This is a genomic window from Curtobacterium sp. MCPF17_051 (assembly GCF_003234595.1).
GTDB classification, from domain to species: Bacteria; Actinomycetota; Actinomycetes; order Actinomycetales; family Microbacteriaceae; genus Curtobacterium; species Curtobacterium flaccumfaciens.
Map to the genome: position 1 here is coordinate 13,728 of NZ_QKSE01000007.1, position 14,591 is coordinate 28,318.

Annotated in this window: 14 protein-coding genes; 5 read left to right on the plus strand and 9 right to left on the minus strand. The window is 72.9% G+C overall.

The genetic code is table 11. From position 1 onward, the window contains the following. Window positions 1-56: 56 nt before the first annotated feature. From DEJ35_RS06660 to ybaK, 4 genes are all read right to left on the minus strand, one after another. A complete protein-coding gene (locus DEJ35_RS06660; RefSeq protein ID WP_110860004.1) occupies window positions 57-599 on the minus strand; it encodes an adenine phosphoribosyltransferase in 543 nt (180 codons plus the stop codon). A 176-nt stretch (window positions 600-775) separates the two neighbouring features. After that, a complete protein-coding gene (locus DEJ35_RS06665) occupies window positions 776-1,009 on the minus strand; it encodes a hypothetical protein (RefSeq protein ID WP_146238520.1) in 234 nt (77 codons plus the stop codon). Between the two features lie 615 nt (window positions 1,010-1,624). Then, entirely contained in the window at window positions 1,625-4,231 is a 2,607-nt protein-coding gene (locus tag DEJ35_RS06670) for an ATP-dependent Clp protease ATP-binding subunit (protein WP_111192342.1), read from the minus strand. A gap of 96 nt (window positions 4,232-4,327) precedes the next feature. Then, a complete protein-coding gene (ybaK, locus tag DEJ35_RS06675) occupies window positions 4,328-4,813 on the minus strand; it encodes a Cys-tRNA(Pro) deacylase (protein WP_110860000.1) in 486 nt (161 codons plus the stop codon). 66 nt (window positions 4,814-4,879) lie between these two features. On the opposite strand from ybaK, the gene DEJ35_RS06680 reads away from it, so the two are divergent. Both DEJ35_RS06680 and DEJ35_RS06685 read left to right on the plus strand, forming a co-directional pair. Next, window positions 4,880-5,173 carry a hypothetical protein gene (locus DEJ35_RS06680; protein ID WP_111192345.1) on the plus strand — a complete coding sequence of 98 codons (294 nt, stop codon included), beginning with the start codon at window positions 4,880-4,882 and terminating at the stop codon, window positions 5,171-5,173. 61 nt (window positions 5,174-5,234) lie between these two features. After that, complete coding sequence (locus DEJ35_RS06685) at window positions 5,235-5,972, plus strand: membrane protein insertase YidC (RefSeq protein ID WP_111192348.1); 738 nt, start codon at window positions 5,235-5,237, stop codon at window positions 5,970-5,972. Here DEJ35_RS06685 and DEJ35_RS06690 read toward each other — a convergent pair. Further along, window positions 5,969-6,184 carry a hypothetical protein gene (locus DEJ35_RS06690; RefSeq protein ID WP_027465592.1) on the minus strand — a complete coding sequence of 72 codons (216 nt, stop codon included), beginning with the start codon at window positions 6,182-6,184 and terminating at the stop codon, window positions 5,969-5,971. The genes DEJ35_RS06685 and DEJ35_RS06690 overlap by 4 nt on opposite strands. 357 nt (window positions 6,185-6,541) lie before the next feature. Here DEJ35_RS06690 and DEJ35_RS06695 point away from each other — a divergent pair, with 357 nt between their 5' ends. Further along, on the plus strand, window positions 6,542-7,192 hold the full coding sequence (locus DEJ35_RS06695) for a hypothetical protein (protein ID WP_146244762.1): 651 nt from the start codon (window positions 6,542-6,544) through the stop codon (window positions 7,190-7,192). A 242-nt stretch (window positions 7,193-7,434) separates the two neighbouring features. Then, window positions 7,435-8,796 carry an MFS transporter gene (locus DEJ35_RS06700; protein ID WP_146238519.1) on the plus strand — a complete coding sequence of 454 codons (1,362 nt, stop codon included), beginning with the start codon at window positions 7,435-7,437 and terminating at the stop codon, window positions 8,794-8,796. A gap of 518 nt (window positions 8,797-9,314) precedes the next feature. Here DEJ35_RS06700 and DEJ35_RS06705 read toward each other — a convergent pair. Further along, window positions 9,315-11,396, minus strand: coding sequence for a collagen binding domain-containing protein (locus DEJ35_RS06705; RefSeq protein WP_111192355.1), 2,082 nt, complete (start codon window positions 11,394-11,396; stop codon window positions 9,315-9,317). A gap of 208 nt (window positions 11,397-11,604) precedes the next feature. After that, on the minus strand, window positions 11,605-12,084 hold the full coding sequence (locus tag DEJ35_RS06710; RefSeq protein WP_110859988.1) for an NUDIX domain-containing protein: 480 nt from the start codon (window positions 12,082-12,084) through the stop codon (window positions 11,605-11,607). 176 nt (window positions 12,085-12,260) lie between these two features. Here DEJ35_RS06710 and DEJ35_RS06715 point away from each other — a divergent pair, with 176 nt between their 5' ends. Beyond that, window positions 12,261-13,130, plus strand: coding sequence for a universal stress protein (locus tag DEJ35_RS06715; RefSeq protein WP_111192357.1), 870 nt, complete (start codon window positions 12,261-12,263; stop codon window positions 13,128-13,130). Here the strand turns inward: DEJ35_RS06715 and DEJ35_RS06720 are convergent. Both DEJ35_RS06720 and DEJ35_RS06725 read right to left on the minus strand, forming a co-directional pair. Then, window positions 13,087-14,067: an SGNH/GDSL hydrolase family protein gene (locus DEJ35_RS06720; protein WP_146244763.1), complete on the minus strand. Its 981-nt coding sequence runs from the start codon at window positions 14,065-14,067 to the stop codon at window positions 13,087-13,089. The genes DEJ35_RS06715 and DEJ35_RS06720 overlap by 44 nt on opposite strands. Window positions 14,068-14,228: 161 nt before the next feature. Then, window positions 14,229-14,585 (minus strand): PRC-barrel domain-containing protein, encoded by a 357-nt coding sequence (locus DEJ35_RS06725; protein WP_110859982.1) that lies wholly within the window; start codon window positions 14,583-14,585, stop codon window positions 14,229-14,231. Between the last annotated feature and the right edge of the window lie 6 nt (window positions 14,586-14,591).

The following is a 14,591-nucleotide window of genomic DNA, read 5'->3' on the forward strand; positions in this document are numbered from 1 at the left end:
TAGTGCGAGACGTGCTCGCGTGCGGACGCCCGCGGGGACCGTGCGGTCGCCCGCGCTCAGGCCGGCACGGCGCCGAGCGTCGCGACGGGCAGCCGCGGCTCGAGACGCTCGCGCCCGTCCAGGCCGTCGAGCTCGAGCAGGGCGGCGAAGCCGATCGCCTGGTACCCGGCCCGTTCGAGCAGCGTGATGGTGGCGGCTCCGGTGCCCCCGGTGGCCAGGACGTCGTCGACGACGAGCACCCGCGTGCCCGCGGGCAGCTGGCCCGGGCGAAGTTCGAGTTCGGCCTCGCCGTACTCCAGCGCGTACTGCTCGCTGAGGACCTCGCCGGGGAGCTTGCCCGCCTTGCGCACGGTGAGCACACCGACCTGGTGCTGGGCGGCGATGCCCCCGGCCAGCGCGAAGCCGCGGGCCTCGATGCCGGCGACGGCGTCGAACCCGGCTCCGACCGCGAACGGTGCCGCGAGTGCTTCGCACACGCGCCCGAACGCGACGGCGTCGGAGAACACCGGCGTCACGTCACGGAAGAGCACCCCCGGCTTCGGGAAGTCCGGCACGAGGGCGGTGAGGCGTTCGACGAGTGCAGCTGCGGTTTCGGTCACCCGCCAACGGTACGGGAGGCCCGGAGTGCGTCCGGACGCCCCGCACGGTGCGAGGGGTGCCCGGCATGGTGCGAGGTTCCGGACGTGGTGCCACCCCGAGGGGCGGTCACGGTGGACGGAACCTCGCACCGAGCGTGCGTGCGGCGCGGCCGGCGCAGGCACCGGCGCGCCGCCGGTCAGCGCCACATCCGCATGGCGGCGCCCTGGGTGATCCAGTCGGCTTCGCGCTGCTGGCGTTCGCGCTCGAGGCGGGCCAGCGTGGCGAGGTCGACCTCGGGCCGCTCCTTGCGGGTGCGTCGGCTCCAGATGATCAGCGACATCCCGACTCGGAGTGCGATGCGGTCGGCGAGTGAGACCCGGCGGCGCACCGCGCGGGTATCGGGTGGACGGGTGGTGGTCTTCGTGGACACGGTGTTCCCCTTCAGGGCACGGCAGAGCTGCCCGGGTGTCGGGCATGACGAATCCGCCCGGGTTGCGGGCAGCAGGAATTGAATGCGTGAGAATGCACTCCGGGATGGTCCGGAAATGTTCGGACAACGATCGCGGAATGCTCGTCGACCCCGAGAGCGTCGCACTGTCCACCGACATTCTTCCGGCGTCGTCCGCGCAGATCGGACGGCACGCATCAACGGGCCGTCGAGCCGTTCAGCAGACGAACGAACCGGTGCTGCGCGAGCCTGATCGGCTCAGCGCACGGTGCCCGGAGGCACAGGTGTCAGGAGAGTGGGACGCCCCGGGTCAGCGGACGCGGAACGGGGTACCGACGCGTCCACGGATTCCACGGAACGGAGTGGTCGTTGTGATCATCATGGGTCGGCCCCCTTTCGGTCTCGAGCTGGCGGAGTCGTCCGGGTCGAATGTTCGACCGTTCGCGACGAGTGAACACTATCGGCACCGCAATTCGGAGCGCAACCCCTTTTCCGGAAAACGTCCGGAATTGCATTCCCGAACACCGTGGCGGTCCGTGCACGCCGAAGGCCCGGTACCGAATCGGTACCGGGCCTTCGTGTGCGCGTGCGACCGGACTAGACCGCCGCGTGCTCCGCGACGCTCGCCGTCAGGGAGTCGCCCTCGACGTCGATCCGCACGGTGTCACCCGCGGTGACCCCGCCCTCGACCACGAGGGTCGCGATGCGGTCGTCGACCTCGCGCTGGATGAGCCGACGGAGCGGGCGGGCGCCGTACTCCGGCTCGTACCCGTGCTCGGCGAGCCAGTCGACCGCCGCGTCGGACACCGACAGGAGCATGTCCTGTGCGACCAGCCGGAGCGCCGTGTCCTGCAGCAGCAGGGACACGATCGACGTGATCTGCGACCGGTCGAGCTTGCGGAACAGCACGATTTCGTCGATGCGGTTGATGAACTCGGGACGCATCGCCTCGCGCAGCTTGCCCATCACGCGGGCCCGCAGGTCGTCCTCGGCGTATCCGTCCGTCGCACCGACCGGGGAGAATCCGAGCGCTCCCGAGCGGGAGGCCAGGAACTCCGAGCCGATGTTCGACGTCATGATGACGACGGTGTTCCGGAAGTCGACCGTCCGCCCCTGCCCGTCGGTGAGCCGGCCGTCGTCGAGGACCTGCAGCAGCAGGTTGAAGACGTCCGGGTGGGCCTTCTCGACCTCGTCGAGCAGGATCACCGAGTACGGGTTGCGGCGGACACGCTCCGTGAGCTGGCCGGCCTCGTCGTAGCCGACGTACCCGGGAGGGGCACCGACCAGACGGGAGACGGTGTGGCGTTCGCCGAACTCGCTCATGTCGAAGCGGAGCATGGCGGACTCGTCAGCGAACAGCGACGACGCCAGGGCCTTCGCGAGTTCGGTCTTGCCGACGCCCGTCGGGCCGAGGAACAGGAAGCTGCCGACCGGACGGCGCGGGTCACCCATGCCGGTCCGGCTGCGCCGCACCGCCTTCGCGATCGCCCGCACGGCGTCGTCCTGGCCGACGACGCGGTCGTGCAGCTCGGACTCGAGTGCGGCGAGCCGCGTCTTGTCGGCCGAGCCGAGGCGGGTCACCGGGATCCCGGTGGCACGTGAGACCACGGCGGCGATGTCACCTTCCGTGATCGAGGTGTCCGCGGACTCCGGACGGGAGGCGCGGCTCGCGTCCGCCGACGAGGCGGCGGTGATCCGGGCCTCCAGTCCGACGATCTCGTCACGCAGGTCGGACGCTTCCTCGTAGTGCTCCTCGGCGACCGCGCGGTCCTTGCGGGCCGTCAGGTCGGCGACCTGCGCACGCAGTGCCTCGACGTCGACGTCGCCCGAGAGGGCGAGGCGGCGGCGTGCACCGGCCTGGTCGATGAGGTCGATGGCCTTGTCCGGCAGGTGCCGGTCGGTCACGTAGCGGTGCGAGAGTTCGACCGCCGCGCGGAGTGCCTCGGGCGTGTAGACGACGCCGTGGTGCTCCTCGTAGCGCGGGGCGAGGCCGGTCAGGATCGCGACGGCGTCCTCGACGTTCGGCTCCCCCACCGTGACGGGCTGGAACCGGCGCTCGAGCGCGGCGTCCTTCTCGATCCGGCGGTACTCGTTGAGCGTGGTCGCGCCGACCAGGTGCAGGTCGCCACGGGCGAGCCGGGGCTTGAGGATGTTGCCGGCGTCCATCGAGCCGCCCTCGCCGCCGCCACCGGCGCCGACGACGGTGTGGAGCTCGTCGACGAAGACGATGAGCTCGTCGGCGTGCGCCGCGATCTCGTCCATCGCCTTGGTGAGGCGCTCCTCGAAGTCGCCGCGGTAGCGGGTGCCGGAGAGCATGCCGGGCAGGTCGAGCGCGACGACCCGCTTGCCCTGCAGCAGGGCGGGGACGTCACCGTCGACGATGCGCTGGGCGAGGCCCTCGACGATCGCGGTCTTGCCGACGCCGGGCTCACCGATCAGCACCGGGTTGTTCTTGGTGCGACGGAGCAGGATCTCGACGGTCTGCTCGATCTCGTCGGCGCGGCCGATCACCGGGTCGACGTGCCCGTCACGGGCGCGCTGGGTGAGGTCGGTGCCGAACTGGTCGAGCGTCGGGGTGTCGCTGTCGGTGGCCTGATCGGCGCCGACGGCGTCGGGTGTTCCGGGCATGGGGCGCCCCTCTCGTGCTGCTGCCGCGGCCTGCTGGGCGTAGTCCTGCATGACCTGCGGGGTGATCCCGGCGCTGGCGAGCAGCTGACCGGTCACGGTCTCCTGGTCCATCACGAGCGCGAAGAAGACGTGCTCGGGGTCGGTGTAGGTGCTGCCGAAGCCCCGCGCGGCCTGCGTCGCCTCGACGAGGATGCGCTGGGCGGTGCCGGTCAGTGCCGGGCGGCCGGTCTGCTCGGCCAGCGGCTCGTGCGCCATCGGCAGGCGCTGCTCGATCTCCTCGGCGAGTCGCTGGGGGTCGACCCCGGCGGAACGCACGACGGCGTCGAACGGTTCGGTGCGGACGAGCACGTGCAGGATGTGCAGTGCGTCGATCTCGCGCTGCCCCTGCGCGACCGCGTACTCGGCGGTGTGCTGGAGCAGCTCGTGGGTCCGGCGGCTGAGCAGCCGGGTGATGTCGACCGGTCGACCGAACGCGCGGACGCGCTGTTGGTCACCGGTGCGCTGTGCCGCGAGCAGGCGGGCGAGGAACTCGTCGAACGAGTCGTTGCTACCGGTCGGGCCGAACGTCTCTGGCAAAGGGACCTCCTGGGGAACTTGAGTGCCTTCGACTCAATGCAACGCAGGAGGGCTCGGGTCATTCCCGGGTCCGGAAGAAACTTGCGGCGACTCGACTCAGGTCCGCGCGATGGCTGCGGAGACCGCCTCGGTGATCCGCGCGAGGTCCGTCGGCGCCACCTCGATGTCGAATCCGCGACGTCCGCCGGACACGAAGATGCTCGCGTACGACAGCGCCGACTCGTCGAGCACGGTGCGGAGCCGGGTCTTCTGGCCGACCGGGCTGATGCCGCCGACGACGTAGCCCGTGCGCTTCTCGGCGAGGGCCGGATCGGCCAGCGTCGCCTTCTTGCCCCCGACCGCGGCGGCGATCGCCTTGAGGTCGAGCCGGTTCGCCACCGGCACGATCGCGACGGCGAGGGTGCCGTCGACGGAGACGACCAGGGTCTTGAAGACCTGCTCCTCGCGCAGCCCGAGGGCGGCGGCCGCCTCTTCTCCGAAGTTGGTGGCGCTCTCGTGGTGCTCGTACACGTGCGGCGTGTACGGGACCCCGGCCGTCTCGAGCGCGACGGTCGCTGGGGTGCTCGGCGAACCTGCGGTCATGCCGTGATCCTCCCCCGCCGCACCTTCCGGTCCTCGACGGCACGCGGGCGTTACGCTGAACGGACCATGACCGCCGTCCTGCTGCTGCTCCGCGCCACCGCCGCGCTGGTGCTCGGCGACCCGGCCGCCGGGGTGCTGCCCCTGCTGGCCGTGGCGGCACTCGGGCTGACCGCGGTCGCCGTGACCGTCGTCGTCGCCCGGCTGCTCGTCGCGGTGCTCGCGGCCGTCCTCGGGGTCGGATCGGCAGCCGTGTCGGACCGGTCGGCTGTGCCCGACCTGGTCACCCGGATCGGATGGAGCCACCCCGACGCCGACGGCCACGTCCGCTCACGGGCACCGGGGGTCGCGACCCCGGCCTGACCACCGACCGGTGGTCGGGCCGCTCACGCACCCCGCTGACCCACCACCGATCGGAACCGTCATGGACCTGTCCACCCTGCCCCTCGTCGGCCCGCTGCTGCACGGCGGCGCGGACCTCGTCACCGCCCTCACCGCGGCGCTCTCCCCCGTCGCCGGCTCGTTCGCCGCGGCGATCGCCGTCGTGCTCCTCACCCTGGCCGTCCGCCTGGTGCTCGTCCCGCTGTCCGTGCTGCAGGTGCGGGCCGAACGGGACCGCCGGCGCCTCGCACCACAGCTCGCGGCGCTGCGGAAGCGCCACGGCCGCGACAGCCAGCGGCTGCAGCGAGCGGTGCAGCAGCTGTACACCGACGAGAAGGTCTCGCCGCTGGCCGGCTGCCTGCCCGTCCTGGCGCAGGCACCCGTGGTGTCGCTCGTCTACGCCCTGTTCACGCACGCCTCGATCGACGGCACCGCGAACGCCCTGCTGGAGGCGACGCTCGTCGGGGTCCCGCTCGGCCACTCGCTCGTCGTCACGCTCACGTCGCCGCTGTGGGTGCACGCCTGGGTGGTGCTGGTCCTGCTGGCGGTGCTGGCGGTCGTCGTCGAGCTCAGCCGCCGGTCGAACGCCCACTGGAACCCGGTACCGGCACCGGAACCGGGTGCCCCCGGGTCCGCCGCGACCGCCGCCGTGGGTCGGTACGTGCCGTTCATCACGGTCGTGTTCGCGGCGATCGCACCGCTCGCCGCCGCGCTCTACGTCGTGACGAGTGCGGCCTGGACCTACGGCGAACGCGCCGTGCTGCGACGGGTGGTCCGCTAGCCGCCCTGGCCCTCCTGCTGCGGTCCCTGGTCGACCGGGTCGTACTCGGTGCCGCGGCCCTGCTCCTCGTCGGCGGTCGGCACGTGGCGTTCCGTGCCGGCACCGCCGGGGCTGGTCGCGACGTAGTCGGCCTCGCCGGACTGGGTGTCGTGGCTCAGCGGCTCGAGGGTCTCGGCGTCGGCGTCGTGCTGCGGCATGGGGTCGGTGCTCATGCACCACGCCTACTCCCTCGTTCTGGGTGCGCGCGCACGGCTGCGCGGTGCCACGATGGACCTGTCCACGCGACCGGCAGAGCGGGAGTGCGCATGGCCCACGACGACGTGGCAGCGGAACGGGCACGGCTCGAGGCCGTCGCCTGGGGAGCAGGATCGAGCCCGGCGGACGCTGCGCGCGCCCGGATCGCCCTGCAGGACCTGGAACGCGGACGGCGACCCCGCGCGCGTGCGGTCGCGATGGCGCGGGATCCACTGCCGGGAGGCACGGATCCGGCCCCCACGTCCCTCCCGTCCGCGACACGGTCGGGTCCAGAGCCCGCGTCCGTGCCCGTGCAGGTGCCCGCGGCCGGTCCCGTGTCCTTGCCGGTCAGCGGGGCTGCCCTGCCTGCTGCAGCCGACGTGTCGAAGGCGACCGACGGCGGTGCGGGTGACCACTCCGATGACGGGACCGTCGAGGGCGGGGGTGAGCCGGGCCTCCAGGCCGTGCCCACCGCGCGGTCCCGGTGGCGTCGCTGGCTGTGGACGGAGCGTCCACGCGCGTGGATCGCGGGCGGTGCGGCTGCGGCGGTGGGCGTGGCGTTCGCGGCCGGGACACTCGTCGGGACCGCGCGCCCGGACGTCGCCGCGGCGCCGAGCGTCACGCCGACGGCGGGGACGGTGACGCTCGAGCAGCTGCTCGACGTCCCGCAGACGTACGCCGACCAGCTGCCGGGGCCGGTCGCGGCGCCGGTGAGTCTCCACACGACGCGACTGGTCTTCACGAACCGGGCGCTCGACGGCGGGACCGCCGAGACGCCCTGGAACGTCTGGGCCGGCATCGGGACGGACCGGTCGACGATCTGCCTGGTGGCGACGGCGGACCGCATCGAGTCGTCGACGGCGTGCTTCCCGCGGCAGGCGGCGCTGCACGGATCGGTGTCGATGTCCGCGCAGTCCAGGAGCGGCACACTGACGATCGAGCTGCGCGGCGGCGGGGTCCAGGGCCGGGTGACGAACGAGTACTGAGCGGCGGTGCCGTCCCTGTGGCCGGAGCTGAGTGTTTCGTTGGAGCGCTCCGATGTATTTGCTGGATGCCCTCGCGAGCGCCATTCCGTCGTGCAACACTGGAGCAGCGCACTCGTCGTGGAGTCGTACCCACATCATCCACATCCGCCAGCGAGCGCGCCCAGCAGACCCTCCCGGTCACCGCCGTCAGAACGATCGGCATCGTCGCGCGCTCCACCGTGCCTCGCAAGGAGGTCAGCAGCGTGTCCACCAACACCACCACCTCGGCCGTGTCGACCCACACGCGGCCGATCACCGTCACCACCCAGTCGATCGTCGGCATCGCCGTGCTCGGACTGGCCACGTTCTTCGCCATCACCACCGAGCTCATGCCCGTCGGGCTGCTCGGCACGATGAGCGCCGACCTCGGCGTGACCGAGGCCACCATGGGCATCGTCATCACCGTGTACGCCGCGGCCGTCGCACTCCTCGCGCTGCCGCTCACCGCGTTCACCGCGAAGCTGCCCCGCAAGACCGTGCTCGTCGCCACGCTCGTCGGCTACACCGTGTCGAACCTGATGGTCGCGCTCGCACCGTCCTTCGCGGTCGTCTGCGCCGGACGTGTCGTCGGCGGCATCGCGCACGCACTGTTCTTCTCGGTCGCCTCGGCGTACGCCACCCGGATCGTGCCGCCGCGGCTCGCCGGGCGGGCGATCGCCTTCGTGTACTCGGGCAGCTCGCTCGGGTTCGTGCTCGGCGTGCCCGTCGCGACCTGGGTCGCGCAGCACATCGGCTGGCGCCAGGCCGTGTTCTCCGTCGGTGTGGCCGCAGCGGCACTCGCGGTCGTCGCCCTGCTGTTCCTGCCCGCCGTCCGCGGTGCCTCGTCGCCGCACATCGGGTCGCCGAAGGCCTGGGCGCGCACCGGCCTGCTGTCCGTCGTGATCGCCGACATGCTCCTGTTCGGCGGGCACTACGTCGTCTACACCTACATCGGGCCGTACGCGATCGACGCCGGGCTCGACGCCGGCATGGTGAGCGGGGCGCTGCTCGTGCTCGGTGGCACCGGTGTCGTCGGGCTCTGGCTCGCCGGCATGTTCGTGGACCGTGCGCCCCGGCAGACGCTGATCGCCTCGGTCGCCGTGATGGCCGTGGCCTTCGCGACGATGCCGTTCGTGCACGGCTCCCTGATCGGGACGATGGTCGTCGCGGGGGTGTGGATGGCTGCGAACGGCACGACCGGCACGCTCTTCATGGCCGCGGCGATCCGTGCCGGAGGCGTCTCCCCCGACATCGCAGGCGCACTGGTCAACGGGGCGTCGAACATCGGCATCGCCGGTGGCGCAGCGTTCGGCGGGCAGGCACTCGGGATCGTCGGGCTGCAGTACCTGCCGTTCGCCGGCGGCGCGGTGCTGGTCGGGGCGCTCGGGGTCGTCGTGCTGGCGCGCCGCGGGTTCCCGGTGCACACGCACACGCAGGAGCACCTGTCGACATCGTCCATCGAGGCCATCACGTCGTCGCTCGCGGTCGTCACCACGTCGGTGCCGGTCGTCGGGCGGGCGATCCAGACGGTCACGGGGTCGATCGGCGTCGTCACGGGTTCGGTGCGGCGCCCGCGGACGCGCTGAGGGCCGGCGCGGGCGGCGAGGTCGGCGCGTCGAGTGGTCGGTCGGCGAGGTCGGCGAGGTCGGCGAGGTCGGCGCGTCGAGTGGTCAGGACTTGCCGTTGGCGGGGCGTCGGGGGCGCTTGAACTGTCGTCTGCGGGCTCGGCGGGCGACGGTTCGTGACTCCTCGGCGTACCCGGGCGGCGTGTTGTGCGACTGCGGCGGCGCGGGAGGTCGGCGCGTCGAGTGGTCAGGACTTGCCGTTGGCGGAGCGTCGGGGGCGCTTGAACTGTCGTCTGCGGGCTCGGCGGGCGACGGTTCGTGACCCCTCGGCGGACCCGGGCGGCGCGTTGTGCGACTGCGGCGGACGCGGGAGGTCGGCGCGTCGAGTGGTCAGGACTTGCCGTTGGTGGGGCATCGGGGGCGCTTGAACTGTCGTCTGCGGGCTCGGCGGGCGACGGTTCGTGACCCCTCGGCGTACGTGGGCGGCGTGTCGTGCAACCTCGGCGAACCCGCCCGCGCCCGCCGCGCCCGCCGCGCGGTCAGTCCTGCAGGTGGTCCGTACGGCGGCGGTTGCGCACCGCGCGGTAGGTCAGCAGCGCCGCACCGAGCAGCACGAGCACCCCGGCGGCGATGAGCCCCGGGCCGAGGTCCGCGCCCGTGGAGGCGAGAGGTCCACCGTCCCCCGCCTCGCCCTGGCCGGACACCGGTGCGGAGCCCGACCCGGCGGCGGGGTCGGTCGGAGTCGCCGAAGGCGCGCCGCTCGGCGACGGCGACGGCGCGGGAGCCGGAACCGGAGCCGGACTCGCCGCAGCCCGCACGACGAACGCCAGCGGCGTCGCAGCCCCCGACTCCGGGGTGACGACGGTCGCCGTCGGGGCCCCCTCGACGTCGACCGAGACGGCGTACTCGGTCGTGGGCTCCAGTCCGGTCAGGTCGAACGCACCGTCGTCGTCCGTGACGACCGACACGGGATCGCCGGACTGCGGGTCCGTCGGAGCCGCGACGACCTCGACGTCGGGAACGGGTTCGCCGTTCGTGTCGACGACGGTGCCGGGCTGATCGGTCGTGATCTCGGCGGCGGTGGCTGCGGAGGCGAACGGCAGGTCGGACGAAGCACGCTCGCCGGCGACGGCCGTCACACCGGTGTTCGACGTCGCCCCGGTCGCCCCCGGTTCGGGCCGTTCGGTCCGGACGGTGTACGTGCCCGCTGCGGTGGTGAAGACGTAGCGACCGTCGGCATCGGTCTGCGTCGCCGCGACCAGGGTGCCCTCGTCGTCGACGAGCTCGACGACGACTCCTGCGCGCACGGGTGAACCGTCGAGCGAGACCACGCCGGCGACCGTCGCGACGACCGCGGCCGGGGCGTCGATCTCGTCGGGGACCGCCGGTGCCGCGTCGTCGTCGCCGGTCGTCATGGTCACGGGCGGCTCGTCGGCGACGGACACGTCGAGCTCGGTGTCCGCCGGCAGGTCCGAGCCGGTGTAGGCGCCGTCGCTGTTCGTCGTGGTGTCGACGAGGACGTCCCCGGTGACCGGGTCGGTGATGACGACCTCGAGGTTCGAGACCGGTCGGCCGCCTTCGTCGACCACGGTGCCGATGACCGACACGGTGTCCTCCGGCGACGTGAACGCGAAGTCGGCCTGCTGGTCCACGCCGCCCGGCGAGCCTGCCTGCGCGAGGGAGACCCTCGTGGGCTGGTCAGGACCCTCGGCGCCGTCCGGCGGGGTGATCTCGACGCGGTAGTTCGCGATGACCGGCAGCTGCGGGAACGCGTAGGTGCCGTCGGCGTTGGTCGTCGTCGTGTACACGGTGCCGCGCGGAGCGGTGACGCGGACGATCGCGCCGGGGATCGGCGCTCCGTCGAGGGTCGCCGTGCCGGTGATCGCGGCGGTGCGGTTGGCGAACCAGGTCTGGTACACCGGGAACCCGCTGCGCTGCTGGTACGTGATCGTCAGGCTGGCGAGCGAGACGGTCGGCGTGAACCACGCCGTGGCGCCGGCGGTGTCGACGGCGCCGGTGTTCCCCGTCAGGGTCCGGGTGGTGGGGTCCCACGAGGGCAGGTCCTGCCCGGTGGTGCCGTCGGGGTCCGCGGTGCACGATGGCCCTCCGGCGACGGCGGCCGAGCACGAGTTGTAGGAGCTCTCGTAGCCGAGCTGCTCGGCGGTCGCGGCGCCGCCCCCGGAGACGGTGGCCGAGATGGTCGCCCGGTCGGCGTCGACGTCGCCGAGCACGAACGACCAGCTCTGCGCGCCTGGCGTCGGCTCCGCGAACGTGTAGGTCGTCGTCGAGGCGCCGGACGTGGACGAGTCGACGTTCGGCCGCTGGTTCATGTACGTCTGGCCGCGGCTCGTCCCGTAGACCTCGCCGGACGGTGTCCCGGCGGACTGCCAGGTCGATGCCCCGCTGACGACGGTCGACTGCCGGGAGTCGGACGTGAAGGTCGTCTCGGGGAACCCGGCCAGGGTCATCGTGCCGGTGTACGCCCGGCTCGCTCCGCTGAGGGTGAAGGTCCCCCAGTTGCCGACCGGCTCGGCCGATGCGCTGGTCACGCCGCCGATCGCGAATCCTGCGCCGAGTGCGAGGGCCGTCAGCCCAGCCGTGACCGCGCGCCAGCGCCGCATGCGTACTCCCCTGATGTGGCGCCGGAGAACCCGACACCCACTCAGGCTATCCGGAGGACGCGGCTCGTGTCCGGTGTCCGACACGAGCAAGAGGGCTCCGCCGAGTGGTCACGACATACCGCGCGCCGATCGCCGGGTGGCCGAGAAGTGTCGTCTGGAGGCCCTCCGGACGACAGTTCGTGACCCCTCGACGACCACGAGCGGCGCGTCAGGAACCGCCAGCAGCGCGACCCAGCGCGACCAGGGCGTCGAGCGCCGCGACCTGCCCGGCCACCACCAGCTCCCGCGCCTCGTCGAGCCCGACCCACCGCGCGTCGTCCACCTCGGGCACCTCGACGAACCGCCCCGACCCGCGCGGCAGCTCGAGCCGCACGGTGTTGCTCCGCACGGTGTCGACCGAGAACTCCGACGCCCGTGCCGCGAAGACCCGCACCCGCTTGCCCGACGCCTGGCGGAACTCCCCCAGGTCGGTCAGGTCAGCGGCGGTCACCGGGGCGGGCACGCCGATCTCCTCGGCGAACTCGCGCAGCGCGGTGCCGAGCGGCTCCTCGCCCGCCTCGACCAGCCCCTTCGGGATCGACCAGGCACGCGGCCGGTTCCGCCAGAACGGCCCGCCCATGTGCGCGAGGAAGACCTCGGGCCCGGACGGACCGGTCCGGTGCAGCAACAGTCCGGCGCTCACGACCACGCCCCGAGACTACGCAGACCCGGCCGGGAGGCCCGGATCACCGCACACGCGCCGCGCACCACCCGACGTGCCCGGTTCCACCGCCGGTTCCCCTCGCCCGCGCCGGGAGTACCGTTTGGCGCACGGAGCGCCGTGTGACGCCCCCGGAGGACCTGCGATGGAGGAGGCCGATCGGGATGGACGAACGATGGACGACGGTGACGCTGGCCGCGGACGCCGCGATGCCGCACGACGAGGCGCTGCGGTGGATCGCCGCCCGCGCGGACAGCGGGATCGAGCGGATCCGGATCATCGGAGCCGACCCGGCGATCGAGGGACCCGGACCGGTCGCCGACCGCCTGGCCGATGCCGCTCGCGCCGCCCTGCCCGGAGCCACCGTCGAGGTGCACCGGCACGCCGGGCCGTTCGCCAGTGCCCTGGTCGAGGAGTCCGACGGCGGTGACCTCCTGGTGATCGGGACGTTCCGGAGCCGACGGGGTTCGACCGCCGGCGGCGACCCGGCGCGCGTCGCGGTCCGCGCGGCCGTGCCGACCGTGATCGTCCCCGAGGGCCCGCACCCGATCGACGGCGACGTGGTGCTGGCCGTCGAGGAACCGATCGACGAACGGGCCGTCTCGATCGCCGTCGCCGAGGCGGTCCGGCTGCACCGACGACTGACGCTGCTCCGGGCGTGGGAGATGCCGGTGCTGACCCGGACCGGGCTCACCGACTTCGCCGAGGACCCCCTGCGGTGGCGCACCCGGAACGCCGAACTGCTGCAGCGCGTCACCGAGGACCTGACCGCGCGGTTCCCGTCGGTGCGGATCCGTCCGCTGCTCGTGGAGGGACACCCGGGGCACGCCATCGCATCGCGCACCCGGCGAGCGTCGCTCGTGGTGCTCGGACGGGGGCACGTGCGGGTGCTGTCCGGCGCACTGCTCCACGACGTCGTCCGTGAGACGGCGGCACCGGTCTGCGTCGTCCCACCGGCGGCCCACACGGACAGCGCGGGGTCCGGACGGGTCAGCCGGCGAGTTCCCGGATCGCGTCGGCCATCTGGTCGGTGAGGTACGCGACACCGCGGCCGTTCGGGTGGAGGGCGCCGGCCTTCAGGTCGATGCGTCGCAGGTCGCTCGAGCCGGTCAGGCTGACGCCGGCGACGTAGCGCTCGTCCCGCGGGGCGCAGGCCGAGTGGGCCTCGGTGCGTTCGAGGACGTCGACGAACCGGACCCCGGCGGCGCCTGCGGCGGATGCGGACACGGCGTCGAGCTCCTCCTGCACGCCGTGCAGGTACGCCACGTCGTCGTCGGAGAAGGGGAAGGTGTCCGAGGGGAACGACCCCGCGAGCGTGCCGAGGTCGAGCGCCGAGCGGAAGCAGCCCTTCGCCGGGGTGTGCTCGGTGTCCGGGAAGATCGCCGGGTACCCGAGGAACACGACGACGGCGTTCGGCGCGGCCCGTTGCACCGCTGCGAGGGTGTCGGCGATCCCGAGCGCGACCCGCGACTGGATCTTCACGCTGAGCTGGTCCTCACCGTCCTGCACGAGCGTGCTCTCGCACGACGGCGCGTCACGTCCGGAGAACACCGGGCCGTCGGCCGAGATCGCCAGGCACGACGCGGCCGTGCCGAACAGGTCCGCGTCGTTGCCGCCGATCGTCAGGGTCACGAGCCGGGTGCGCGACGACAGCGACTCGATCTGCGGGGGGACGCCCTTGAACTGGTGTCCGGTCGTGACGTCCTCGCTGGTGGCGCCCGCACATGTGACGTCGGTCAGGTCGAGGCCGAACCGTGCCGCGAGCCGGTGCGGGTAGTCGCGGGCCGACTGCACGCACGCGCTCGTGGGCAGCCGGGTCCGGTCGCCCAGGCCGTAGCCGGCGGAGTACGAGTCACCGAGGGCGACGTACTCGCTGCCCGGCGGGAGGTCGGCGAGCGGCTCGGTCGGGGCGTCCGGCACCGGGTAGGGCTGCGGGGCGGGCCACATCGGCGCGGCCGACGCGGAGTCCACCGGCCCCGGCGCCGCGACACCGGCCACCACCAGCCCGACGACGGCGACCGCCGCCAGGGCGGCGAGCAGCGTCGTACGGGCGGTGCGGAGCAGTTGCGGCCTCCGGGCGGGTGCGGCGGATCGGTCGGTCGGATCGGGTCGGTCGGTGGGGCGGGACGGGCTCAGCGGCGTCCGAGTCGGCGTTCGCCACCGCTGCCGGTGCGGTACTCCAGCCCGTAGTGCTGGAACAGCTCCGGCTCGGTCGCGGCGTCGAGCTCGCCGTCGGTCGAGATCGACGGAGCGTCCTTGACGAGCTTCTTCGGGAACGTCACACGCAGGTGCTTCGGAGCGACGGTGGCGCCGAACAGCGGGACGAAGACGAGCTTCTGGAACCCGACCACGCCGGTGGTCAGGGCGCCGAACGCCGGCTCGGACGTGGCGGTGTCGTAGTAGATGCTCTCGAGCGTGCCGACCTTGTCGTCGGCCTCGTCGACGACCGGCAGACCGATCCAGTCACGGATGTTCGCGGCTTCGAACACGAAGGA